Annotated in this window: 22 protein-coding genes and 1 pseudogene; 15 read left to right on the top strand and 8 right to left on the bottom strand. The window is 42.9% G+C overall.

Annotated elements, in window-relative coordinates; genetic code table 11:
• The first annotated feature begins 313 nt into the window (after nt 1-313).
• From NSTCB13_RS10065 to rnhA, 8 genes and pseudogenes are all read left to right on the top strand, one after another.
• Nucleotides 314-937, top strand: a complete 624-nt coding sequence (locus tag NSTCB13_RS10065; protein ID WP_289798524.1) for an adenylate kinase family protein — start codon at nt 314-316, stop codon at nt 935-937.
• 241 nt (nt 938-1,178) lie between these two features.
• A pseudogene (rph, locus tag NSTCB13_RS10060) lies at nt 1,179-1,923 on the top strand (ribonuclease PH).
• A 272-nt stretch (nt 1,924-2,195) separates the two neighbouring features.
• Nucleotides 2,196-2,918: a 6-phosphogluconolactonase gene (gene pgl / locus NSTCB13_RS10055; RefSeq protein ID WP_448272201.1), complete on the top strand. Its 723-nt coding sequence runs from the start codon at nt 2,196-2,198 to the stop codon at nt 2,916-2,918.
• A 447-nt stretch (nt 2,919-3,365) separates the two neighbouring features.
• Nucleotides 3,366-4,241, top strand: a complete 876-nt coding sequence (locus tag NSTCB13_RS10050) for an FHA domain-containing protein (RefSeq protein ID WP_448272199.1) — start codon at nt 3,366-3,368, stop codon at nt 4,239-4,241.
• A gap of 77 nt (nt 4,242-4,318) precedes the next feature.
• Entirely contained in the window at nt 4,319-4,450 is a 132-nt protein-coding gene (locus NSTCB13_RS10045; protein ID WP_448272198.1) for a hypothetical protein, read from the top strand.
• A 135-nt stretch (nt 4,451-4,585) separates the two neighbouring features.
• On the top strand, nt 4,586-5,329 hold the full coding sequence (locus NSTCB13_RS10040) for a M50 family metallopeptidase (protein ID WP_445629434.1): 744 nt from the start codon (nt 4,586-4,588) through the stop codon (nt 5,327-5,329).
• A gap of 105 nt (nt 5,330-5,434) precedes the next feature.
• Nucleotides 5,435-5,704, top strand: a complete 270-nt coding sequence (locus tag NSTCB13_RS10035) for a hypothetical protein (protein WP_448269600.1) — start codon at nt 5,435-5,437, stop codon at nt 5,702-5,704.
• Nucleotides 5,705-5,820: 116 nt separating this feature from the next.
• Nucleotides 5,821-6,729, top strand: coding sequence for a ribonuclease HI (rnhA, locus tag NSTCB13_RS10030; RefSeq protein WP_448272197.1), 909 nt, complete (start codon nt 5,821-5,823; stop codon nt 6,727-6,729).
• Nucleotides 6,730-7,113: 384 nt separating this feature from the next.
• On the opposite strand, the gene cruG is transcribed toward rnhA, so the two are convergent.
• Together cruG and cruF are read right to left on the bottom strand one after the other, a co-directional pair.
• On the bottom strand, nt 7,114-8,310 hold the full coding sequence (cruG, locus tag NSTCB13_RS10025) for a 2'-O-glycosyltransferase CruG (protein WP_448272195.1): 1,197 nt from the start codon (nt 8,308-8,310) through the stop codon (nt 7,114-7,116).
• A gap of 327 nt (nt 8,311-8,637) precedes the next feature.
• Nucleotides 8,638-9,546: a gamma-carotene 1'-hydroxylase CruF gene (gene cruF, locus NSTCB13_RS10020; protein ID WP_445629430.1), complete on the bottom strand. Its 909-nt coding sequence runs from the start codon at nt 9,544-9,546 to the stop codon at nt 8,638-8,640.
• A gap of 388 nt (nt 9,547-9,934) precedes the next feature.
• On the opposite strand from cruF, the gene NSTCB13_RS10015 reads away from it, so the two are divergent.
• Nucleotides 9,935-10,381 carry a hypothetical protein gene (locus tag NSTCB13_RS10015; protein ID WP_445629429.1) on the top strand — a complete coding sequence of 149 codons (447 nt, stop codon included), beginning with the start codon at nt 9,935-9,937 and terminating at the stop codon, nt 10,379-10,381.
• Nucleotides 10,382-10,526: 145 nt separating this feature from the next.
• Here NSTCB13_RS10015 and NSTCB13_RS10010 read toward each other — a convergent pair whose 3' ends face one another.
• A complete protein-coding gene (locus NSTCB13_RS10010) occupies nt 10,527-11,300 on the bottom strand; it encodes an MlaE family ABC transporter permease (protein ID WP_445629428.1) in 774 nt (257 codons plus the stop codon).
• Nucleotides 11,301-11,879: 579 nt separating this feature from the next.
• Between NSTCB13_RS10010 and NSTCB13_RS10005 the strand changes: the two genes are divergently transcribed.
• Nucleotides 11,880-12,176 (top strand): hypothetical protein, encoded by a 297-nt coding sequence (locus NSTCB13_RS10005; protein WP_448269595.1) that lies wholly within the window; start codon nt 11,880-11,882, stop codon nt 12,174-12,176.
• 159 nt (nt 12,177-12,335) lie between these two features.
• Here NSTCB13_RS10005 and NSTCB13_RS10000 read toward each other — a convergent pair whose 3' ends face one another.
• The 5 genes from NSTCB13_RS10000 to NSTCB13_RS09980 form a co-directional block, all read right to left on the bottom strand.
• The gene (locus NSTCB13_RS10000) at nt 12,336-13,838 is read right to left on the bottom strand and encodes an HlyD family efflux transporter periplasmic adaptor subunit (RefSeq protein WP_448272194.1); all 1,503 of its coding nucleotides are present in this window, start codon (nt 13,836-13,838) and stop codon (nt 12,336-12,338) included.
• A gap of 25 nt (nt 13,839-13,863) precedes the next feature.
• The gene (locus NSTCB13_RS09995; RefSeq protein WP_448272193.1) at nt 13,864-16,083 is read right to left on the bottom strand and encodes a peptidase domain-containing ABC transporter; all 2,220 of its coding nucleotides are present in this window, start codon (nt 16,081-16,083) and stop codon (nt 13,864-13,866) included.
• Nucleotides 16,084-16,569: 486 nt separating this feature from the next.
• Nucleotides 16,570-16,986: a hypothetical protein gene (locus NSTCB13_RS09990; RefSeq protein ID WP_448269589.1), complete on the bottom strand. Its 417-nt coding sequence runs from the start codon at nt 16,984-16,986 to the stop codon at nt 16,570-16,572.
• Nucleotides 16,987-17,384: 398 nt separating this feature from the next.
• On the bottom strand, nt 17,385-17,822 hold the full coding sequence (locus NSTCB13_RS09985) for a hypothetical protein (RefSeq protein WP_448272192.1): 438 nt from the start codon (nt 17,820-17,822) through the stop codon (nt 17,385-17,387).
• A 567-nt stretch (nt 17,823-18,389) separates the two neighbouring features.
• Complete coding sequence (locus NSTCB13_RS09980) at nt 18,390-18,737, bottom strand: hypothetical protein (RefSeq protein WP_445629422.1); 348 nt, start codon at nt 18,735-18,737, stop codon at nt 18,390-18,392.
• A gap of 333 nt (nt 18,738-19,070) precedes the next feature.
• Here NSTCB13_RS09980 and NSTCB13_RS09975 point away from each other — a divergent pair, with 333 nt between their 5' ends.
• The 5 genes from NSTCB13_RS09975 (at nt 19,071) to NSTCB13_RS09955 (ending at nt 25,572) form a co-directional block, all read left to right on the top strand.
• On the top strand, nt 19,071-19,361 hold the full coding sequence (locus NSTCB13_RS09975; RefSeq protein ID WP_448272191.1) for a hypothetical protein: 291 nt from the start codon (nt 19,071-19,073) through the stop codon (nt 19,359-19,361).
• Nucleotides 19,310-20,260, top strand: coding sequence for a sigma-70 family RNA polymerase sigma factor (locus tag NSTCB13_RS09970; protein ID WP_448272189.1), 951 nt, complete (start codon nt 19,310-19,312; stop codon nt 20,258-20,260). The genes NSTCB13_RS09975 and NSTCB13_RS09970 overlap by 52 nt, the downstream gene beginning before the upstream one ends.
• Nucleotides 20,261-20,530: 270 nt before the next feature.
• On the top strand, nt 20,531-21,682 hold the full coding sequence (locus tag NSTCB13_RS09965; protein WP_448272187.1) for a DUF1822 family protein: 1,152 nt from the start codon (nt 20,531-20,533) through the stop codon (nt 21,680-21,682).
• Nucleotides 21,683-22,167: 485 nt separating this feature from the next.
• A complete protein-coding gene (locus tag NSTCB13_RS09960) occupies nt 22,168-24,525 on the top strand; it encodes a CHASE2 domain-containing protein (protein ID WP_448272185.1) in 2,358 nt (785 codons plus the stop codon).
• 231 nt (nt 24,526-24,756) lie between these two features.
• On the top strand, nt 24,757-25,572 hold the full coding sequence (locus NSTCB13_RS09955; protein ID WP_448272183.1) for a DUF928 domain-containing protein: 816 nt from the start codon (nt 24,757-24,759) through the stop codon (nt 25,570-25,572).
• Nucleotides 25,573-25,853: the final 281 nt, after the last annotated feature.

Here is a 25,853-nt window from a genome sequence, read left to right as displayed (position 1 = left end):
TGTATTGAAGTCAAGAGTTCTGCTTGATTTACAGCAGATTTCAGGTAAATGAAGTACATAGACAAAACCCGAAAGCCTGTAGAGACTTTGCATATAACGTCTCTAGATGTAGTTTGTAAAACCGCTAACTGCTGTAAGTTTTCGTCTTTTCTCTGTAATGAGTTGTAAAAATGAAAACATAAAATCTCTAGTTCCAATTATTTAAAAAAGCTAGGCACAACGCCTAAAAATCGCTAAATGTTAAATTTGTCGGTTGTTTGGGCAAAACAGACTTAGCTAGTAGTGAATTTGACAGGATGAGGAGTAAATCGTTGTGAGATTGGTGATTCTGGGAGGTTCAGGATCGGGAAAAAGCACTCAAGCACAAAGGCTTTGCAGATACTTTGATATTCCTCTGATTTCCACAGGTGAGATTTTACGAGAAGCAATATCTGGCAATCAGCCCCTGCCGGAATTTCGATGGTTGGAAGCCGATCCCCGGACTTCTCTTTCGGTTTACGCTAGCTTGAGTGAACTTGGCTACCACGCACGGCCCTACATGCAAAAAGGGGAGTTAGTTCCAGACGAAACGATCGTTGAATTGATCCGAATTCGCCTCAGACAACCAGATATTAACTGCGATTGGGTGTTAGAAGGCTATCCCCGTACTGCCTTTCAAGCTGAAGAATTAGATTTTTTATTGGATGATTTAGGGCAAAAGCTAGATTGGGCAATTTATCTCCAAGTCCCGGAAGCAGTTATGGTTAGTCGATCCTTGGGGCGATCGCTACCAGATGACCAACCAGAAATCGTCCAGCGCCGTGTAGAATTATTCTACGATCGCACCATTCCCATCCTAGAATATTACGATCGTCGTCGCTGTTTATTGACTATCAACGGCGATCAATCACCAGAGATGGTGCAGCAAAATATTTTGACTCTGCTTTCAGTTCCTTAGAAAAGAAGTAGGGAGCAGGGAGCAGGGAGCCGGGGAGCAGGGGAGCAGGGAGATGAGGGAGGCAAGGGGGACAAGGGAGACAAGGAGATAAATAAAACTCCTAACTCTTAACTCAGCACTCAGCACGGGCTAAACCTTAGCTTTCCGCTAACAGCACTCCTAACGCCCAATGCCGCAAAAAAGATGATTTACAACACTAAGGTAATCTTAAGGCAGTATTGTAAAACTTGAGGCAATTCCAATGGCTTGGCAGCGTCCTGACGGTAGGATTCCCTACGAACTACGTCCGATTAGCTTTCACCCCAGTTTCACCCGCTTTGCCCCCGGTTCTGTTCTCGCAAGATGCGGTGATACTCAGGTACTTTGTACTGTTAGCGTTAATAAGGGAGTTCCGAAGTTTCTCGAAGGAACTGGTAAAGGCTGGTTAACTGCTGAGTACCGAATGCTACCATCTGCTACCCAAAAACGCCAAGAAAGGGAATTATTAAAATTATCTGGACGGGACGCAAGAAATTCAACGTCTAATTGGACGTAGCTTACGCGCCGCAGTGGATTTTGAGGCGCTGGGAGAACGCACGCTGACTGTGGATGCTGATGTGTTGCAAGCAGATGCCGGAACTCGGACAACAGCTATTACAGGCTCGTTTGTGGCGTTGGCTCATGCAATTTCCAAATTGTTGCAAGAAGGCGTGTTGGAGCGATCGCCTTTGTGTGGACAGGTAGCGGCAGTTTCCGTAGGATTACTGGATAAAGAGCCATTTTTGGATTTAAATTATATCGAAGATGTGGCTGCAACAGTAGATTTTAATGTGGTGATGAATCAACATCTGGGAATCATTGAAGTCCAAGGAACAGCCGAAGAAGGCAGCTTTAGCCGCACTCAGTTGGATCAACTGCTAGATGTTGCCCAAAAAGGAATTCAGGAATTGTTAATCGCCCAACGTGAAGCCATCCCTGGCTGGGAAAAGTTGTTTGCGAGCGATTAGTTTTATTAATTTTTAATAAGAATTAATAAATGTATGCTTTGTGGCGTGAATCAACAAAGTATCAAGTAACTGGATGTAAATAAAAATAATCATCACAGTGGTTAGTAGTTGGTACGACTCACTACTGACAACTTACGGTAAAAGGTGATAAGGAGGGTCTATATTTTCCAGTCTACTTAATCCACGATGTTAAATGTTTCAAAAGTTAAAAAGGGGGATTGTAATAAGTTCGGTATTGTATTGCCAGAAGCCAGCAATATGATGATGAAGCCATGAACAAAACTGTTGAAGTTCTACCGGATCAGCCGGCGCTGGTTGCACGAGCGCTAGAATTAATTCTGTCCAAGTTAGAAACTGCCATTGAGCAGCGGGGGCAGTTTACTATCGCCTTATCTGGCGGCAGTACACCTAAACCGTTATACGAAGCGATCGCTACTCAAAAACTGCCTTGGGATAAAATTCATATATTCTGGGGAGATGAGCGTTACGTACCACCAGATAGCCCCGATAGCAATGAACTGATGGCGCGTCGTGCGTGGCTAGATCGCGTTAACATCCCAGCGGCTAACATTCACCCCGTACCAACTTTAGAAGCCAATCCAGAACTGGCTGCTGCCAAATATGAACAACATCTCAAAGAATTTTTCCATTCTTCTGGGGTCGAGTTTCCCCCCTTGGATGTAGTATTACTAGGAATGGGTGATGATGCACATACTGCATCTTTGTTTCCCCATACAGAGGCTTTGAAAATACGCGATCGCCTTGTGACTGTGGGTAATAAAGACGGAAACCCCAGGATAAGTTTCACATACCCCTTCATCAACTCTGCTCGTAGCGTGATTTTTCTGGTTGCTGGTGCTAATAAACGACCAGCTTTAGCGCAAGTTTTTGCACCTGTAGCCGATGACTTCACTTACCCATCCCGTTTAATTCAGCCCCAAGGAGAACTTTGGTGGCTGCTGGATGCGGCAGCAGGTTTGGAACTTCAACATTGAACAATGGGGCATTGGGTATGGGGGATTGGGCAAAAGAGGCTGAGGGGCACAGGGGAAAGACTTACTGCTACTTCTCCCCTGCTCCCTGCTCCCTTGCCCTGAGCGAAGTCGTTCGCGCAGCGTCTCGTAGAGAAGGGCTGCTCCCCTGCTCCCTGCTCCCTTGCCCTGAGCGAAGTCGTTCGCGCAGCGTCTCGTAGAGAAGGGCTGCTCCCCTGCTCCCTGCTCCCTTGCCCTGAGCGAAGTCGTTCGCGCAGCGTCTCGTAGAGAAGGGCTGCTCCCCTGCTCCCTGCCCCTCTGCTCCCCTGCCCTTCTGCTTCCCTTCCCCGTGTAAGAGTGTCCAATTTATTGTTCCATTAGCAGTAATTGCTAGAATCTAAAGCTAGGGCCGCCCTCTGCTTGCCAGTCCTAACTATATTTATGATGATCTTGAACAAAGGCTAAATATCGATGATCGTCTGCCCTAATTGCAATCATCCCAACCCTGACGGCGCTGTCCAGTGTGAAGCTTGTTATACACCATTACCTGCGACTACTAATTGTCCCAGTTGTGGGGCAACTGTGCAGGCAGATGCTGCATTCTGCGGTCAGTGTGGTTATAATCTTCACTCTGCAGGAGTTCCACACGTTCATCCCGCAGTAGCTACAACAGTTACTCCCGATATTCCCGTGGAAGTGCCAGCGTTAGTTCCACCCGATCCACTGTTAGAACTTTTACAACCAGATGCTTTGGGAGTAAGTAAATCTACTAACTCACATCCTCCAGAATCATCTTTACCACCAACAGAGATGGCAGTTCCCCCAGAACCAGCGCCACAGATACCTGTTGCAGAAAGCAGTCCTCCAGAACCTGTGTCAACCGTTGTAGCTCAACCTGTAGTCTCTGGACAAAGTAGTATTCCGACTCCACCACCTGTGGAGCCAGCACCAGCCTCCCAAGCCGAAGTACCCCCGCCAGCAGCACCAACTGCAACTGCTGCCAGAACGCAATTGCAGCAGGTTACAGCGCGGTTACTCCACGTTCAAAGCGATCGCTTAATTGAATTGCCGCAAAATTTCTCTGTGATTCATATCGGCAAGCCTAATGACCGGATTCCTCCAGATATAGATGTTTCAGGGTTTCCCAATTCCGAAATTGTCTCGCGGATTCATGCAGATATTCGTGTCGAGGGAGATGCCCATTATGTAGAGGATGTAGGAAGTTCTAATGGCACTTACATTAACAATTTGCCACTTTTACCAGGGAACCGTCATCGCTTGCGACCAGGCGATCGCATCAGCTTGGGTAAAGGAGACTTAATGACATTCCTGTTTCAACTTGCTTAACTGATTATCACTCAATTGTGACATTGGTCTAAGTATTTTCTGCCCATCCTCCGGCATCCATTTTGGAGGATAAACACTTGAACCGTATCATACAAGCGACGGATGGCTATGTTGTTTTTGATAGCGCCATAGTTTGCAGCCGTCGCTTTGAAGTGCGAATTGTTGCATTCCTCAGCAACCCTAATACCTCAATAATTACATTAGGATAGATGAAAATATACTGTCAAGATTAAATTGAAGGAATAATCTATAATCTAAAATCCAAAATTGAATGCCCCACGAATTAATCGGGGGATAATCTTAATTCCAAAATCTAAAATCTAAAATCTAAAATTGAGTAACTTATGAGGAAATCAAACAAAAATTTTGAACCCTTGCTGACTAAAGAAGCCCCGTTAGTTGTTGAGCGTATGGGGCTAACCTGGCTAGTTGGAGCAGCGATCGCAACTGCTTTGTTGTGGCAAGTACCAGGAGGAGATTATATCTTATACCCATTTACAATTCTGGCAACTTGGTTTCATGAAATGGGTCACGGTTTAATGGCACTGCTATTAGGGGGACAATTTCAGAAGTTGGAGATTTTTAGCAATGGTTCTGGTGTCGCAACTTATGGTATCCGGTCGTCATTGGGGCCAATTGGCCCAGCAATAATCGCCGCAGCCGGGCCAATGGGGCCGCCTCTTGCCGGTGCAGCTTTAATTCTGGCTTCCCGCAGTTTTACAGCTGCTACCCTCTGTTTGAAAATTTTAGGAAGTTTTTTGCTGTTGTCGGCATTAATTTGGGTGCGTTCCTGGTTTGGATTAGTAGCAATTCCTTTACTGGGTTTAATAATCTTAGGTATCGCCCTAAAAGCCCCTCGCTGGGCACAAGGTTTTGTCATTCAATTTCTGGGCGTACAAGCTTGTGTAAGTACGTACCATCAACTTGATTATCTATTTAGTAGTTCTGCTGGCCCCCTTGGTGCTTCTGATACAGCGCAAATGCAGCGATATTTGCTTTTACCTTACTGGTTTTGGGGCGGGTTAATGGCGATCGCATCTCTGGTGATTTTAATCCAAAGTCTCCGCGTTGCTTATCGTTCTGAGTAATGATTAGACCGGAATCAAAGAAGAGTTTTCCTGACGAAGGTCTATTAAGCATTGGGAAAAAGAGATTCGTGCTTTTGATAAGGCAATCCAACAAGCGGGTAAAAGATGGGGACAATAAATATGCAGATTAGCGATCGCCCTCTTGCAATAACCAATTCAACCCTCAGTACCTTGATTGCTGAATTAGGTACAGAATGCCTGAAAGTACAAGCCTTAATTAACCAGTTACAGTTAACTCGTTTAACTGCGAACCAACAATCTGAAATTCTAGCAGAACTCCTAGCTGCTGCGGTTCATCTCTATAATCATAGTGACGAAGATTTTCAGACGCTAATTACTGAAGAAATGGAAAATTTGCCTGATGATGAGGATTAAAGAAGAATTCCGAAGTCAGGAGTCAGAATTAAGAGTTTTTATCAGTATAATAGCCTGGATATTGTTAAAAAATTCGCCGCTAATAACTCTTGCCTTCGCGGTTTGATACTCTAAACATGTCCACCCAACCCATAATTCAAAGCATATACACCGATGGTGCTTGCACCGGTAATCCTGGCCCTGGCGGTTGGGGTGTTGTTGTCTACTTCAGCGACGGCTCAATCCACGAAATGGGCGATGCATCCCCTCATACCACTAATAATAAAATGGAGATGCAAGCTGCGATCGCCGCCCTTCAATTTCTGCAAACATCTCAACAAACCCAACCCATCACCCTTCATACCGATAGCGAATACCTGATTAACTGTGTTACCAAGTGGGTGAAAGGCTGGAAAAACAAAGGCTGGAAAAAGTCAGATGGTAAACCCGTCCAAAACCAAGACCTTTTAGAAACTTTAGATGAACTCAATACCCAACAAGTAAAATGGCAATACGTTCGGGGACATTCTGGTAACATAGGTAACGAACGTTGTGATGCGATCGCTCGCACTTATGCTAGTGGCAAAATCCCTTCACTACAACAATTATCTTTCACAGATTTTCATAAATCTTTACCTACTAAAAATGACCTAAATGTAGCAAAAGTAGCTGATTATGAAAAAAACTCTCGAATAACTAACCAAAGTCCCCAACAAATCAGTACTTTTGCACCAGAAATAACCTTTATGGAACCATCAACTGGGCCAACTGCGGCCGTGACCGATGAAAAACCGCTAGAAATGAGGGTTTCGCAACTCCGCAGCTTGGTCGAAACTCTGCGTATAGCTGACGAAATTTCTGAAAAAGGCTACTTAATCACCAGTTCTGAGTTAGCAGACTTGATGGATGTCCACGCCAGTGCTGTCACCAGTCGTGGAGATCAATGGCGCTGGCGAAATTGGATAGTGTCACGGGTACGCCGTGAAGGAAATCAAATTCTTTGGGAATTGGAACGCGGGGATCGAGTAGGAGGTGAAGAGGAGTAGGGAGCAGGGGAGCAGAGGAGCAGAGGGGCAGGAAAGCAGGGGAGCAGGGAGTGAGGGAGTGAGGGAGTGAGGGAGTTAGGAGACAAGGGGACAAGGGGGACAAGGGGACAAGGGGGAATTATTAAACAAGTCTCTCCCTTATCTCCCCCTCTTCCTTGTCTACCTTGTCTCTTCTCAATGCCCAACGCTCAGTGACCGAGGAGCAGGGAGCAAGGGGCAGGGGGAGAATAACTCTAACTCATTACTCATTACTCATTACTCATTACTCATTACTCATTACTCATTACTCATTACTCATTACTCATTACTCCCAATGCCCAATCTCCAATGCCCAATGCCCAATGCCCAATGCCCAATACCCAATACCCAATCCCCAATGCCCCACTAAATATACTTGCGTCCTCGCCACTCGCGCGGGGTGCGGAATGCAGATAAGAAGATTCGCAGCACAGCTAAGGGATCGGCCAAAGGGGAAAGCCAAAATAACCAGCTACCTTTAGCGTTTGTGCGATCGTAAGAAGGTGCGATCGCTATTAGCATTGCAAAGCGAATCACCAACAAAAATAAATTCAGTCCCAGCAGCAGGAGTGCGGGAGTGGGCGCATATGAGGGTGGAGGAGAAATCAACAAAAAAGTCAGGACAATTAAAAAGGGTAGACCTTGAACAGATGCGAGTAGCCATAAATCTCCCCACAACTGAGAGCGAGAAGTTGCATCTTTAAGATCGAGACTCCGCCCCCATTCTTTCCACGTCTCCATCGCCCCTTCATACATCCTTACCTTTAATACCTTTGCACCATCTAAAAAGCCCACCTTATAACCTTGGATAGCAATGTTGCGTGCCAACGTGACATCATCACAAAAAGAATTACTCGCACTGCTATAACCACCCACAGCAGCTAAAACGGAGCGACGACACAAAAAACACTGCCCATTTGCCATTACCCGTTCTGGTTGCTCTGTATTGATCCCCGCTGGATCAAATCGGTAAAGCAAAGTCATCAACAAAGCCGGTTGTAGCCAACACTCCCCAGGATATTTAAGGATGAATTGGGGTGACAGAGAAACCAAATCGTAGCCCTGTGCTTCGGCCGTCTTTAACAACCCAGCAACTAAACCAGGATGCGGTTGGATATCAGCATCCAGCCCCAAGAACCACTGACTAGCCTCTGAACTATATAGAAAACCATTATGCAACGCCCAAGGACGCCCCACCCAACCAGAGGGTAAGGGATCATCTGTCATCACGCGAAAGCGCGGATCTTTCTGCTGTGAGGCTTTGACTAAATCGGGGGTGCCATCACTCGATTTACTGTCTACAACCATAATTTCCCGAACTTCATAGCTTTGCTGACTTAAACCAGCCAACAGAGGGCTAATGCGAAGCGCCTCGTTCAGTGTGGGAACAACGATGCTAACCCTACCCAAAAGCTCAGGTGTCGATTGTTGGGGTTCTATTGGAGGATGGCGTCTTGGCCCTTTTAACAGGCGCGAAAACAGAATCGCCGTTGCTGGTACTTGGATAAGTAGCAATAAAAGAGAGATGGCGTTTTCTACTATCAAAGCGTTGTCATTAGTCATTAGTCATTGGGCATTGAGAAGAGACAAGGTAGACAAGGAAGAGGGGGAGACAAGAGACTTCTTGCATAAGTCGGGAAAAGGGGAAAGAGGAAGGGGAAAAGGTTCTGCAAAAGTCCCTTTCCACTTTAACCTTTACCCTTTTCCCCCTCTTACAAAAAGCACTTTTGCAAGAGGTCTAAGGAAAAGGGGGAAGACTTGGGAGAGATTTGTTCAATAATTTTCTCTTATCCCCCTTGTCCCCCCTGCTCCCCTGCTCCCCTGCTCCCCTGCTCCCCTGCTCCCCTGCTCCTCTGCTCCCTCTGCCTCCCCACTCCCTAATTTCTAGACTTATTTCAAGGCAACTTCAACCTTTGCTACTGATACTTCTTTGGTTACTGGTTCAACAGTAACTTGAGCCGATGTGGTTGAACTCCTTGACCACAGCACCATAGCCGGAATTACACCTAGCAACAAGCCAAGTAACACAGGGATAAAGAATCCAGCGGCCAAACTGAGTCCAGCGGCGAATGCAAAGTTAGTTAAATAAACGACTAAAGGCAGATTTAGTTGCGATCGCTCTAATTGAATCGAGGTATTTCTCCACAATAATCCTGTCACACTCATAAACAGAGCGCTAGTACCAAACCAACCTATATAGTTCTGGTAAGGTGTTCCAAAGAAAGCTCCTGGTTGTTTCCAATACCAAAAGGGCAGAGAAGTTTGACTCATAGCCGGTTCAAGGGCAAAGTCCCAGCAAGTGAAGAGCAAAGCACCAACGGCGATCGCAGCAATATGGCGACCCCAACTGGGTTTTTGAGCCACTTTCAAACCAGTTCTCGCAATTAAGTAAGACGACAGCCCAACATAAAACCAAGATAAAGGAATTGTGAAAGGAACTAGCCCTCCAATTTTATAACCCAAGCCACTCAAGTAGCTATAATCGCCAAATGGAAACCCTGTACTAGTTCCCAGGAGTTCACTCCCCAAAGAGATAAACATAGCTGGTAGCATAAATGCTAGCCAAGTTCCGAATCCCAGCGTCCGGTAGGCATAAATAGAGACAGCTACTGTCCCTAAGATGATATCAACTACACCGCCGCCAGCCATACTTAACTGTACGGCAGTTTCTCCTACCTGCGATAAGTTGAAAATTATTTCGGCATTAGGTACTACCAGTAGCATCCCTACCAGTCCAAAGGCTTTTGACGCGATATGACCAATGAGGCATACGCGTTCAGCAATAATAAGTTGTTTCATGATAATTCCTTAACAAGATGTGACACGCGGCGACTCGGCTGCTAACAGTTTACAAATCTTTAACTACTTTGTACCGCAATTCTCGACAAACTTGTTTGGCTTTCTGGTAAATAGCATAAAAGTCTATTGATTTAAGTTATAAAATATATATAATGCTAAACTTCCTAGTTTAAGCCATAAATTCAAAATTTCCATAATTTTATCTATAAGAACTTCTGGTTTCCGATCTCACTAATACCCGTATCGCAAACAACTCCTTTGATACTGGGATATGCTTAAGGAAGGACAACGATCGTAAACTAAGCAAATCCTCAAGCAAAATAAAGTCTTGAGTTAGTAAACTTATTTATGCGATAAGACCTTAACCCTGTACTAGAAATATAAACCCATGTCAATTTTGAAAAGAGTTCCTTGGGTGTCCCTAGCACTAGTACTGCTGAGTTACAGTACTTTGGGCTGGGTAATATCAGAAACACGTGCTCCTATATTTGTGTGGGTGGCAACTGTAATTGCTATCTTGCTTTTAATCATAACGTTGACCGCTCCTTGGCCAAAGATGACATATTACTACAGTATTTTTCTGCAATCAAATACCAGGGCTTTTGCTGTTGCCGTCTTAGCAGCTTTCTTATTCTTTATTATGGTTGCCTGGTTTCGGGTATTTCTTGATACTTTACTCATAATTTCAGCGACTATATTAGTCAGGATAGACTTTCAAAGAGCGGGTCTTAGAAAAGGATTAGCTTTTTCGACTGCCTCTATCTTTTCATTGGGAGGTTTAGCTTTGGGTGCGCTAATCTACAAGTTTATATATTCCCATATTCTGTTAACGTGATAAAGTATACCCAAAAAAACAAGCCATGCCTGGATTGGGTTGCACCAATCCTTTACAAGCAGCATTATTTACCTACTATTTCCTGTGTAGCTCAAATTCCCAATTTCTTAAAAAGTCGAGAATTTTGTTCTATACTTACTTGGGTTCAAAATGCAGGCTGTTCAAATAGCAGTAGAGATAGGAAAAAATCCATAATAAAAATGGATACCCAACTCGTAACAACTGCTTTTGTTGCCGATTCTCCTACTTCCTTTGCTCCCCCTCTCGTAGTTAAACCCCAACTACAGCCAATGACAGCAACCAGCACTCCAAAAATAAACCCTTTTAGCAAAATAATAAACAAATCTGACGGTTCTAACAAATTTCTGACTGATTCTAAAAATGTTTCGGGAATAATTTGGTAGAACTTTGATGCGGCAAAAACTCCGCCAATGATGCCTGTAACTAAAGCCAAAATCGTCATCAAAGGCACCATCAAACAACAAGCAATTACTCTAGGAAGTACTAAATAATCAATTGGATCGGTTTTGAGCATATAAAGTGCATCAATTTGTTCGGTGACTCGCATTGCACCTATTTCCGCTGCAAAAGCAGAACCTACTTGTCCCGCCATAATACTAGCGGTCAAAATTGGAGCTAATTCTCTACAAAAAGCTAAGGCAAAAGCACCTCCCACTGCATCAACAGCGCCAAATCGTACTAATTCTCTCGCTGTTTGAATAGTAAAAATCATTCCTGCAAAACCGCTGACAAGGAGAACTGGAGAGATAGAACCTGGCCCAGCGGTAACAAGATGTTGCAAAATCTTGCGATAGTAGGTTTTCCCTTGGAGTAAATGTAACCACACTTGACCAAAGAGCAGTATTGCTGCAAAACAGCGTGTAATCCCAGATTGCTCAAATTTTGTTTTTGGTTGCAATTTTATCGTCCTTACGACTGACTTTTTTTGCACATTTGTTGTGATATCAATTTTCCAAAATTAGACTACAGATACAAATGGTGGGAACCCAGCCAGATGTAATCTGACTTTCTCAATTGAATAGACGCACTAAGCGCGGCTTACCGCAGCATATTACGAATTGGTATTAGGGTATGGTACATGAACAGACGCACTACTACCGCAAGGCGGAATTCAAAATTTAAAACTCAAAACTTGTACTGAGCTTGTCGAAGTATTCAAACAGGTATACAGTATAACTGTTTCATTTATTTGGAATGTGTGGTTGATGTAAGCCGTGTTGTACTAGATGTTGACCCTCAAAGTAAAGGAGGCGTTTGGGCATGGTTCAATTGAGCTTAGTAAACTTTAACGGAAAATAGCACATAAAGCATTATGAGCTTTTTAGCTGCTCTCATGCTTTGTGTGCGATGGAGTTGCAATCTCTGGTTTGTCAAACTAGGAAAAGTAATTGAATCAACTCAAAGGGTTGAAAAATTTAATAATATTTCTAAATAATGTTAAACAATTTTTATGAGCCGGATTAAATACATAATATTTATGTTGCTATTAATACTACCTTTCTCTGTGGTATATCCGGCTTTTGCATCTGTATGCCGTAATTACTCTGTCTACGACGGTCTACGCCACCAGATTTGCATTCTCAGTATCAGCCGAAGTGCCAAAAATTATTGGGAATACAAGGCAATTGTTAGCGTAGATGGCATAAAAAGACCTACAGAGGTTTACAATTGTCGCGAACGAGTCAAGGTTCAACAAACTGGGACTGTTTTGCCCTTTGAGCAAAAAGATGCTGGTGAGATGATATGCAGCTTTTTTAATTCTTCTCGGCGGTAAACACGCGCCAGATAATGAAGACGGTAAAACCTAAATAGATGAATACTGTTAGCCATTCTTGCCAGCTACCAAATACATTGTTCATTAGTAAAAGCCGGAAAATTAATATTTATCAATCCTACACGCTGATGCTACCAGTAGGTTGCTGTATTTTAAATGTTACAAATCACTAATCAACCTCGCCTTACGGAGAAAGAATTGCAGCACAGTTTCTTCACGGGAAATAATATCAACCCTACCCTCCATACCCAATTGAATATGACACTGGTTTTTCCCTTTACCTAAAACCAGAGTTTCCGGTTCAATTGTCACTTCATAAAAAGCACCAGGCGCAGTAGCTTTTGGGCTAGTAGTCCCATTCATTGATGTATTTGTGCCATTCTTTTGAGGAGTCATTGCATCTGGAGAAATCGTCTGCACTTGACCATTCAGAGTACCATAATCTGGGTAGGGACAAGCGCTGACCCGCATTTGGACTTTTTGACCAATTTTTAACTTACTTTGATCTTCAGATCCTACTGCTGCTTTCAAAATTTGAGGCGCATCAGTGGGGACAATTTGCAATACTTCCTCGCCAGCACGCACAGTTTGACCTGGGTTTCGCAGATTGAGTTGGGAAATGATACCATCAGCGGTAGCTGCGATCGCAGTTTGAGCTAAATCTATTTCGGCTTGTTTGAGTTCGCTAGTATCATGCTCTAACTGCTTTTCAATTTCAATTCGTTGGTTAACTAGGGTTTGGCGTTCTTTTTCTAATGTTGCTTTATTGCTTTCCCCTCCGGCTTTTTCTTGAGCGATTCGCTCAGTAGCAACAGTTACAGCTGCATTACTTGGATTTACGGCAACTTGGGCGCGTTGTCTTCTGGCAATGGCAGCAGATACCGCTTGTTGTAACCGTTCAATTGTCTGTTTTTGTGCTTCCACTGCTGCTGCTTGGGCCTTTACCGCTTGCTCTTGCTGTCTGGCAGATAATTGTGCTTCTTCAAATTGATCCTGAGATAGCGCCCCTTGGTTAGCTACAGTCTCATATCGTTTCTGTTTTGACTGAGCTGCACCTAATGCAGCTTCAGTCGCATGGAGATTTGCTTGTGTTGTTTTTAACTGTGCTTCCCCAGCTAGTAATTCTTTCTCAGCAATTTTGACGTTAGCATCAGCTTCTTGAAGTTCGGAAACAGTGGTGAGATTTTTATCTTGATATTCCCGACGGCGACCGCTCAATTCGGCTTGAGCGCCAGTAATAATCCGGTTAAGGCGGTCAGTTTCGGCTCGAATCTGGCTGTTGAGGGAACTAATCTGGGCATTAATTTGCACTAGTTGTAGCTTAGATTGTTGAATACTAGTTTGCAATTGGCTTTTTTTGGTTTGTAGGCGGGAGTCATCAATAGTTGCGATCGCATCTCCTTTTTTGATTAGTTGATTTTCTTTGACATAAATGTGCATTATCTGACCTTCAGTTGCAGCTTGCACAATTCGCAATTCACCCGCCGGACGCACAACCCCCTGTGCTTGGACTGTAACCTTATACTTACAAATTGCAGCAAGTGGTACAGCTAATCCGAGAACGCAGAGAATAAACATACCGCCCCATGTTGTCCAACGGGTAATTGGTGGGAGAAATTCGTTTGTTTGAATTGGGGGGAGAAAATTTGTGTTGCTAACCATGACGTTTTACAAATTACGAATTATCTTAATTAATGGTGGCAGTTTTACCGTTATGATGAGCCGGGGAAGATATCAGCGCCAACCCATTATGGTAAGTAAAAATATCATCTAAGAAATCTAAATGTTCGCCAGGTAAAGAGCGCAATTCTTCTGGTGTACCTTGGATTTTTAAGCGTCCTTGTTCTAAAAATACAATTAAATCTGCTCTCTGTATCACCTTGGGACGGTGACTAATTAAAATAGTCGTTTGATTTTGACGATGGGATAAAAGTCTATCTAATACTTGTCTTTCGCTTACTGGGTCGAGTGCGCCTGTGGATTCATCTAAAATTAAGACTGGTGGCTGAGTAACTATGGCTCTGGCTATGGCTAATCTTTGGCGTTGTCCACCAGAAAGATTTGCCCCAAATTCTCCTAAAACAGTTTGATATTTATCAGGGAGTTTGCTAATAAATTCATCTGCACCTGCAATTTGACAAGCTTTGACAATTTCTTCAAAACTAATATGCGGATAGCTAAACTGGAAGTTATCAATAATCGAACGACTCCAAAAGTGGGGTTCTTGAGGAACTAATACCACTTGTTGACGCAAACATTCTAAAGATAAATCTTGCTGATTATAAAAACCATAACGAATATTGCCAGACTCGACTTTATATAAGCCTGTAAGTAATTTTGCCAGGGTACTTTTACCACAGCCAGATTTGCCAATTAAAGCAATAACTTTACCGCCAGGAATAGTTAAGGAAAAATCTTGGAGGAGGTCAACTCTACCTGCGTGATGAAAGTTAAGTTCACTGCAAGTTATATCTGCATTGCCAGGAATTTGTGCCCAAGGCTTTTTAAAATCATTCTCGGATTCTGGGGTAGCGTCAATCACTTCTGTCATCCGTTGCAGGACTATCTGGGCTGTGATAAACTCATCTACTAAGCCGATCGCAGCACCTAAGAAGCCAAGAAAGTTGCCACTCATGCCGTTATATGCCATTAATTGACCGATTGTTAAGGTGTGATTAATGACTAAATAACTACCCATCCAAAGGATGCCAATACTAATGAAGGTGGAAAGAATGCCAGTAACCGTACTGCTATACAGTCCCAATTTCATCGTACTCCAGCCCAAATTGGCAAGGCGACCATAATTTCCTTGGTATTCTGACCAAGCTTGGGGAGTGGCTTGGGTAGTTTTTAATACTTGGATGCCGCGAAATGTTTCTACTAAAAAGCCTTGGTTTTCTGTACCAGAAACAATTAAATTTCGGGTTTTCTGCCGCATCGCGGGTAAGAAAAGCAGGTTAACACCCGTGACAACCATAAATGCAACTATAGAAGCTAGAGTTAGTTCCCAACTGTAAAAGAGCATCAAACCCAAGGAAATTACCGCAATAAAGAATTGACTGGGTAATCCGAGGACAATTTGGGAAACTAAATTATTGATGGCTTTGACATCGGCAATACGGCTGACAACTTCCCCACTGCGTCGTCCTTCAAAGTAGGATAGAGGTAAATGTAAGAGTTTGCGTCCGTATTCTAGAATTAATCCTAATTGCAATCTTTGACCGAAGTGACCGATTAAGTGAGATTGAACTAAACTAATGGCGCTTCTAATTAAGTTCATGCCGATAACGCCAATGGCCACAGTCGTTAGTAGTTGGGTATCACCTCGTACTAAGACATCATCGGTGAGCAGTTGCATCATAAAAGGAGATGCCAAAGAAAGCAATCCAATGGCGATGTTAATGGCGATCGCTTGAGCGAGAATAGAACGATAAGGCCAAACTCGTTGCAGATATCTTCCCAAACCGCCAATTTTATCTGATTCTTGTTGATAAAAACGACTGTCGTCTGGAGTCAGCAACAGCATTACGCCATTATTCCAACCCGCCATTAACTCTTTACGGGTAAGATGACGAATACCAACACCAGGGTCGGCAATGACGTATTTTTTGGCTTTTTGCCCGTATAATACGACCCAGTGGTAGCCTTTCCAGTGGATAATTGCTGGTAAGGGAGCTCGATCTAATTGGTCGATTAGTTGGGGACTAGCTTTAACTTGGCGGGCGTTGAATCCTAGTACTTCTGCACCCCGCTTCAATCCTAGCAAGGATGTTCCTCTAGAACCTGTGCCTACGGCTTCTCGGACGCGGTTGAGGGTAAATGTGCGTCCGTAGTGTTTGGCAATTGTGGCAAGACTCGCTGCGCCACAGTCTTCTTCACTGTGTTGAAGGACTATTTGGTATTTCATTGTCAAAACAAATGGTAATGGAAAAAGAGAAGTCGGGGAGAAAACCCCGACTAAAGATGATATTTAGTTTGTCTCACCTAAATATCTAAGTACTAAGCTATTTCTGGAAAGTTCTACCAATTTGAAAAATGATTGCGATATATGGATTGTCCAAAAGTTTAGGGACTTCCAAATAAAAAATATTCAATTATATCATGTCCGCCTAATTAGTTATGATTCCCGCATCTGTGCAAAAACCAGGAAAACCTCTTTCTCCCTGCCCCCTGCTCCCTGCCCCCTGCGGTCTTAATGATAAGTCTTTAACCGGACATGATATTATTTATTGTGGGGTGGGCGTCTCGCCCGCCTTTGTTTATTGGGCGCTCATATTGCCCACACCACAATATTGGATAATTTATTTCTTGGAGTTCCCTTATTCACTAACTCTTTTACAATCCAAAATCTAATAATCCAAAATGGTACTACTCAGGTCGGTTTGTAACCTTTTCAACTGACTGAGTAAGATACTCTGTACCTAGAACCGCCCCCACTTATAGTAGTTCTTTGTATGCCGTTTGTTGGACCGGAGACGGAAAAACCGCCTAGAGCGTCGTCAGAGTCCGGCCAATCACTATCGAAAAAGCTGATTTCTGCATTTTCAAAGAAGGTAAATTCCCAACCGAGATTTTTACCATCTCCTGCACTCATACCACCTACATTGAGTTTACTGGTTATCTCGTCAACAGTGACGTTAGCATAAACGTCATCTTGGCTAAAAGTATCTGCACCATCTTTCAGACAAACTATACTACTTACATAGAGGTTATATCCTCCTTCAATGACAGACGCTTCTTCTGGTGTTAGGTTAGTGAAAAGTTGTTCTTGAGCAACAACAGCAGCGTTAGTAGAAATGATTTTTGACATGGTTTTTATCCTTGATTGTAATTTACTAAATACACTTAAGAATTGCAGATTAGCCTACCTTGTTAATTAGATCGTATAGAGATAATTAAGTAGCTTTTAAAAAGTTGCATATTTGTGGGATGAAATTGCGGCTGTAATCATCGAAATTTTGTTCTGTTTTTGACAAACTTATTCAATGATTCCGCTAGTCTCCAAAGAAAGCATCTTTTTAAATGAACTTCTCTGCATATCACTCTCTACGATTACTTTTAGTCTTTATGCACTGCGATCGAAAATTGGCTAAATAGGGTTGAGGATTACGTCATTGCAAGATTGGAACCACTTAGAGCCGCCAAAACCCCCAGTAACATAGTTTCTGCTAAATTCTGGGACACTTCCGTTCCAGCCTGGTGGAACACTCAAATTAAGAATTCCTCCAGAGCGGATTCCACCTCTAGGGGGACATCAGCCCATTGCCCGATAACCGTATCGCCAATTCTTGTTCCTTTGTATACATTAGTCCAGGTTCTTCCGTCATCAGCGCTCATTCCCAGCCACCAAATTTCATTGCCAATTTGCCTAACGTAATAAGTGCCTCCGTCATCCGAATGCCAAATTCCATTGAAGTCTGGAGAGGCAATACATAGAGCTTGCGCTGGCTGGTTTAGCACTAACGGCATGGTTACAACTGAAATCGGAATCACTGACAGAGCTACAAGTGTTGATAATCCAAAACCGAGTTTTTTAACTTTCTCTTTTTTTGGCGAAGGTATTTTTGTTCCATCACTGTTGGTATCTATATTGTTAGAGATTACATCGCCATTGGCATCGTAAGTATAAGTTGTAGTTGAGGTCATAAATTTGTGTTCCTTGATAAATAACTAACCTCAGAAATTCAAATCAGTATGTGTTTGACGAAATTATCCAATGATTTAGCAATTAACCAAAAAAAAGCATTTTTTTGTGGTATTTATTAGCTCAATCTCTTTGCATATTACTCTTTACGAATACTTTGAGTTTTTATGCACTTGCAGCAGAACTATTTTGAAAAATCTGGCAAATCCTTATGCATGGAAAAATCGGGGCACTTGCCCCGACGTTATATTGTATTCAGCTTTTTAGCCCAGATTTTTGAGTTGTGCGTCCGCCCACGTTAAAACGGCGGTCTAATAACCCAAATCCATTAAAATGGACTGTAATCTTCAGTCCTCTGAGTGAGGACTTTTGCTATCAGACAGGGATTTTAATCCCTGGCGGACGTTCGGTTTGATGTTAAGTTGACACCAATGGCAACATGAGCGCCCAGTTCGCAGGACGGGCGAGACGCCCATCCTACAAGAAATATTGGGATATTTTATTATTTGTCAGTCCCTTAACTCTAACCTCGAAAATTCAAATCAGTAAATCTACTTGAGAATTGCAGATTAGTCTACCCGATAGAGTTCGATATCATATGGATTGCCAGGAGTACTTAGGTTGTCTTGAAATTCATACACTCCTCCATCGGCCAAATTGTATTTTTTGTATTGCTCGTAGCCACTTCGACCGTCAGAGTCAAATTCAATGATTCCTCCACTGTAAGCAGTCCATATACGATCGGAGCCAGGTGATGGATCGCCTGTTGTTGTACCATCGACGGTGTAGGGAATATTGTATCCCGTTTTGTTTTTAACTTCAAAAACTTCGTAACCGCCACTAATTGTTTCAGCAGCTTGTTCGTCAAGTTCTTCAATTAAACCAAAAGATTCTAGGCAGCTTTGATTAGTTAACATGGTTTTTCTCTCTTTGTTAATTAGATGATGCAGAGATAATTAGGTAACTTTTAAGAAGTTGCATATTTGGGGAATAAATTTGCGGCTGTAACTATCGAAATTTTGTTCTGTCTTTAACGAACTTATTCAATGATTCCGCTAGTCCCCAAAGAAAGCATCTTTTTAAATGAATTTCTCTGCATATCACTCTCTACGATGACTTTTAGTTTTTATGCACTTGGATGAAAAATTTTTTGAAAAATCTGTAAAATCCTTACGCAGCAAGGAATTAGCTTTTGTACCTATGGCTGTATAATTGTAATCAGCTATGTTTCAAACAACGGCAAGTATTCCATGCAACCCCGACAGGGCATTATTGAAATCTTTTCTACGTTTGTGCAATTCGATCTAGATCAATTTAGTGGTTGGGCAACAGATGCCAAACTGCGACGTAGTATGAAATTTTGCCTGGAGGAGTCGTCAACTGAGAAATCAGATACCTTTTGGGCGCTTTACTGGTATAGAGTTTGGCAGACTGAATCTAGTGCTGTGGCACTTGCACATATTTCTGCTTATTTACAAGAGGTGTGCTATTGGGGACTGCTAGAAAATTCGCCCTCAACTTTCCCACGCAATCGTCTGTAGCCGATTGTTTTCAGATGGCGATCGCTCATATTAACAAAATCCTCAAAACTTTCAACCCTCAATACAGTTCGCATTTAAAAGCTTACGCACAATTAACTTTTGAATCGATTATCAAAGATGCAGTGCGCTTACAACGGGAAGCAGACATTTGCTCAGACTGGGCATTATTGCACAAACTCAGCCGCAAACGACTAGTGCAGTCATTAGAAAATGCCGGATTTAACGCTGAAAGCATCGAGAGTTATGTTTTAGCCTGGGAATGCTTTAAGGAACTCTACACAGGTGACAATACAAAAATTCGTCAGTTGGCCAAACCAGATGCTCAGACTTGGGAGGCTATTAGTCATCTTTATAATGCAGAACGTTTGGGCCGATTGAGTTCGCCCTCTGCCGCCGTCAATCAACAAACCATAGAAACCTGGGTATTATCTGCTGCTAAAGCTGCCCGTAATTTACTCTATCCTAAATTTGTTTCCGCAGACGCTCCCCTCAAAGAAGATGAGGGTAATTTATTAGATATACTGCCTGTAGATTTGCAAACATCTTTACTAACGGAAATTATTGAGCAGGAAGAAGCTGTGAATATGCGATCGCAGCAAGCTCAGTTAAACCAAGTTTTGCACAAAGCGATCGCTGCACTCGATGCTGAGTCCCAAAAAGTACTACAAGCTTACTACGTTCAACAACTGACTCAACAAGAAATTGCTGCCCAGCTAGAAATGAAGCAATATACTGTTTCTCGTCGCCTGAGCAGCATTAAAAAGTCATTGCTCCTGACTCTCACACAATGGAGTCAAAACACCTTGCATATTTCCCCTAAATCCGACGTAGTAGATGCCATAAACACAAGTTTAGAGGAATGGCTGAAAGTCCAATATAGCCATACCCAGATTCAGTAGACATCTTGCAAAAGTAACTTTTGCCAAGATGTTGGGGTGGATGTTAAAGGTTACTGAGTAAGGAAAAATTCTATACCTTTACCCTTTACCCTTTACCCTTTACCCTTGTCCCCACAATGCCTGCCAAGATGTTGGGGTGGATGTTAAAGGTTACTGAGTAAGGGAAAATTCTATACCTTTACCCTTTACCCTTTACCCTTTTCCCTTTACCCCACAATGCCTCCCCTCTCCCTAACATGGTCTTTATATGAAGCCATTCTAAAATAATTTATGTTGAACCCACCTGCCCCATTCACCATTGACTCACAGCATTTATACTTGGAAATTACCCAATCTCCAGAAGTGCAAGAACAACCATACTCAACAGCTGGTGCTTGTCAACGTGGGTGGATAAATCAAAAATGCTTGCAAGCATTTTTGCCTTGGTTCAAAGAGGAAATTGCTCCCGGCGCCAAGGTTTATCCTAACAGTGCGACATTGCCGAGTTTTTGGGAAGTAGTCAATGGCACAGCTATTACTTTCGATCGCGATCGCCTGGTATTAATTCCCACTTTGGCAATAGATGACGATGAGTTACGCGTACCCCAAGAATGGGTAGATATACCAGAGTGGGTTGCTGATTATTACATAGCAGTACAAGTTAATCCTGATGATGGTTGGATAAAAATTTGTGGTTATACAACCCATCAAATTCTGAAAAAAAAAGGGGTTTATGATGCTGGCGATCGCACTTACAGCTTGGAAAGTGAAGATTTAATTCCAGATATTAATGTGCTGTGGGTTACACGCCAACTCGATCGCTCAGAAGCCTTACGTGCTGAGATTGCACCAATAGAATCTATTGGCAAAACCCAGGCGGAAAACCTTTTAGAAAGATTGGGCGATCGCAATGTCAAATTCCCACGTTTAGCAGTTCCATTTTCACTCTGGGGTGCGCTCTTGGCACATAGCGGTTGGCGAAAAAAGTTGTATGAACTGCGTCAGGGTTTACTCATACAGCGATCGATTCCGCAATGGTTACAGACAGGAGTAGCCAATTTAGCTCAACAGTGGGGATGGGAAAAAAGAGAATTCGTTGTGGTACCTGCCGGAATGCGGAGTGCAGAACCAGTTCTCGGCTTGTCTCGGCAAATAAAAGTTGCAGAGCAAACATACGAGTTACGCATTTTCCCTAAAAGCGCTTCTGAGGATTATGTTTGGCGTTTTGAATTGCGAAGTACAACTGTTGATAGTCAAATTCCGGCTGGATTTAAACTCCGATTACTAACGGAAGATTTACAAGCTTTTGAAAATAATCAAGATACGGCAACAACTGCTGTAGATATGTTGTATTTGGAAGTAATTTTGGAACTAGGAGAAGGATTGGTTTGGGAAATAGAACCCACTCCTGAAGATTATGACCGAGAGATTTTGCGGTTTTAAGTTTTACCTTCAAAAATATTCATGTTTAGCTTGTATTATTTGCTCTTACACTGAATTTAACTACACACAGTAGGCAATTCATTTAGCAACCAAGATATATAGCAGGGTGTAAGGGCACGATAGTGCCCATAGGTGTCAATTTAACCTGAAACCTTTGTCAAGACGTGATATTGAGTTCATTCGCTTATGGTTACTCACAGCGTCACCCCACCTCGGTTTTGTCTAAAGCCAAAACTGCCCCTCCTCGATGCCTTGGGGCTACGGTGTACACACAAGTCGAATTACCCCCCTCAATCCCCCCCCTTCGACAAGCTCAGGGCATCGCTTGTAAAGGGGGGAAGCCGGAAATCCAGTTCCCTCCCCTTTACAAGGGGAGGGCTAGGGTGGGGTAAAGCGTATCTGCAACAAGCGTTTAAGCTTAAGTTGACACCAATGGTCAATGCCTTGCCCCTACGGGTGTACTCAACATCTAGGGAGAACTAGCTGTGGACAAGTTAATCATCTTAAAGTTAGGGGAGGGAAACTTTGAACAAGGGTTTACCGTAACTCTACAGATTGGCGATGAAAATGTCCGCCCGACTGTGGAAATCACAGGTGAGCTTCCCCCCAACCCGGAAATTCTTCGCGATTATCATCGTTGGCAATCTATTTATCGTAATTTAAGGCTGCCATCTCGTCCGATTGGTTTAGCTAAAGAACTTAACCAAGCCCCCAGCCTCGAATACTGTCAGCAGGTGAGTGAGGAATTTAAAGTCAGTTTTAATGCTTGGCTTGCTTCCGATTCCTTTCGTTCCATCCGCGAGAAATTGTTAGAAAAACTCATGCTTGCGGATAATATTCGGATGCTTTTACAAACCAAAGACCTGCGATTACAGAAATTTCCCTGGCATCTTTGGGATTTGCTAGAACGCTATCCCCAAGCGGAAATCGCCCTGAGCGCTCCTGCCTACGAACAAGTCAACCTTAACCGCATAGCAACTACATCCGACAAAGTAAAAATCTTAGCGATTTTGGGTAACAGTCAAGGTATTGATACCAAAGCAGACCAAGCGCTGCTTAATTTGTTACCCAATACAGATATCACTTTTTTAGTTGAACCACAATGTCTTGACTTGACCGACCAGCTATGGGAGCAGAATTGGCAGATTCTATTTTTCGCCGGACATAGTTTCACTCAGGAAACGAATCAAACCGGAAAAATCTACATCAATCAAACTGAAAGTCTCACAATTAGCCAGTTAAAGTATGCCTTAAAAAAGGCAGTAGAGCGAGGTCTAAAACTAGCGATTTTCAATTCCTGTGATGGCTTAGGATTGGCATGGGAGTTTGCAGATTTACATATTCCCCAAATTATCGTGATGCGAGAGCCTGTACCCGATCGCGTAGCGCAACAGTTTTTAAAGTATTTTTTAGAAGCCTTTGCGCGGGGAGGCTCGTTGTATTTAGCCGTCAGGGAAGCACGAGAAAGGTTACAGGGACTAGAAAACCAATTTCCCTGTGCGACATGGTTACCTGTCATCTTTCAAAATCCGGCTGAGACGCCGTTGAATTGGCGGGAATTGTTTAGAAATCCACCCAATCTTCCGGTATCTTTGTCTCAAACCACGCCTGTTAGAAGAACCACAAATCGGCTTGGCTTCTCATTAATATTACTAACGAGCATGGTAGTCACTGGAATATTAATCGGGGTAAGGTATTTGGGCGTGCTGCAAACATTAGAGTTAAGTGCATTTGACCAACTGATACGCTTGCGCCCTGCTGAAAAACCAGACTCACGCCTACTGATTGTCACTGTAACTGAAGAAGATGTCCAGGCGCAAAAACCAGAAAAACCTCAAGGTTCGTTGTCAGATAAATCACTTGCCAAACTGTTAGAAAAATTAGAGGCATATCAACCCCAAGTTATTGGTTTGGATATATACCGAGATTATCCAGTGAATAAGGATTATCCAGCATTGGCAACAAGGATGCGAAAAAGCGATCGCTTTGTCGGGGTGTGTCAACTCAGCGATTATCAAGCCGGAAAACCAGGTGTAAAACCACCCCCAGAAGTTTCTTCACATAATCTCGGTTTTAGCGATATTGCCATCGATTCAGATAATGTTGTGCGTCGCCAGCTGTTAGCGTTAACTCCTGCACCCTCATCTCCTTGTACTGCGCCCTATGCCTTGAATGTTCAACTGGCGCTGCGTTACCTGTATACAAAAGGAATTCGGTTGCAATTTACCCCTGATGGCGCATGGCAATTAGGGAAGGTGACATTTAAACCAATAGAAACTCATACCGGAGGTTATCAAGGAGTTGATGCTTTTGGACACCAAATTTTCTTAAATTATCGTTCTTCTCCTTCACCAGAAGCGATCGCACCAAGTATGACCTTACAACAAGTGTTAAGGGGTAAGCTAAATGCCAATGCAGTCAAAGGCAAAATAGTCATTATTGGCACAACAGCAGAAACTTTTGGTGATTACTGGTTAACTCCCTACATCACTCCTCAAGGAAAATTACACGCAATACCAGGAGTATTTTTACAAGCCCAGATGGTCAGTCAACTGCTCAGGGCTGCTTTGGACGGACAACCTCTGTTGTGGACTTGGCCGCTTTGGGGTGAGGTAATTTGGGTTTGGGGTTGGTCTTTTTTAGGCGGTTTATTTACTGCTTATCTGCACCGATTCATTTACTTAAGCTTGGCAGGAGGAATAGCCATTATTAGTTTATACGTTAGCTGTTTTATATTTTTAATTGTATATAGTTGTTGGGTTCCGCTAATTCCTGCTATGTTGGCTTTAGTAGTAAATAGTTTAATATCTACAACTTACTTAAACATGAAATTTAAAAATTAATAATAACGCCAATTGTAAGAGGATGTTTGGAAAGCTATATTTGTTACCCAAAGTATCTAATACCCCCCCTAACCCCCCCCCTTGGAAAGGGGGGGAAAATAATCTCTTAAAGCCTCCCTTTATAAGGGGGGTTGGGGGGGTAATGTCAGAATTTAATATGTTATACAACCCTTTTCAAACATTCTCTAAGCATGAAAATCGCCGTTCAGCAAGCAAGTGTTAGGAGGTTTTATGAAAAGCTATTGGCAAATGCAATTAATCGCGGCAGTGGGAATGACTTTGTGGGGAATTATCGGCTATTCTCCAATGATTTGGATGACACCAGTTGCGGCGGTCACTCCTCAGAAATTTTCGCCTCCTCCGCCTCCTCCAGACAGGGGTGCAGCAGGCGATCGCGGCGGGGCTGCAAGTCGCGGTTGTGGTGTTGGAAATCAGTCTGTAGTTGCACTTGTACCTATATACAAACAGACATTAAATCAAGGGCAAACAGAAGCTATTTCTGTTACTAAAGTTTGGGGTTTGACGAATGAGGAATATCCAACTTTTTGGTTTTTTGTCCCCTATCAAAAATCTCTAATTGATTCTATTGAGTTTGTTGTCAAAGATGAGTCAGGTAAATCAAGTCAAACTCTTTACCGAACAATGGTAACAATACCAGAAGTACCAGGAATTGTTAGCATTCCCTTAAATGCAAATACTTCCCCATTGCAAGTAGACAAGATGTATCACTGGTTTTTTAAGATAAAAATCATTTGCAATCCCCAACAACCTCCAGAACGAGAGTATGTGGAAGGATGGGTGCAACGAGTCAATCCAAATCCTCAATTAGTAGATAGCTTGAAGCAAGCAACTCCTCAGCAACGGGTAAACCTTTATGCCGAAAATGGTATTTGGTACGATGCTTTGACTACTTTGGCTGAATTACGTCTTAGCAAACCTGAAGATCCAACTCTAGCGGTGGAGTGGATGAATTTGCTTAAATCCATAGATTTAGAGAATTTCGCTAAACAACCTCTAGTAAAATGTTGCCAAGCTAATGCAAAGTAGCAGACCAAGGTCTAGCCAATATTTCTGTTCAAGTGAAAGTCCCACACTGAGCAAATATCCCGCCCAGAACTTTAGTTCTGGGCTGATAGCTAAAGTCCTCTAAAAGAGGACTAAACAAGAAATTTAGTTTAGTCCTCGTACTCATTTGCTATTTCGGCGTACTCATTTGCTATTTCGGAGTACCCATTTGCCATTTCGGAGTACCCATTTGCTATTTCGGAGTACCCATTTGCTATTTCGGAGTACGCATTTGCTATTTCGGAGTACTCATTTGCTATTTC

The sequence above is a fragment of the Nostoc sp. DSM 114160 genome (assembly GCF_053470305.1).
Note: the sequence above shows the minus strand (reverse complement) of the source record. Positions and strands in the feature narration are given on the sequence as shown.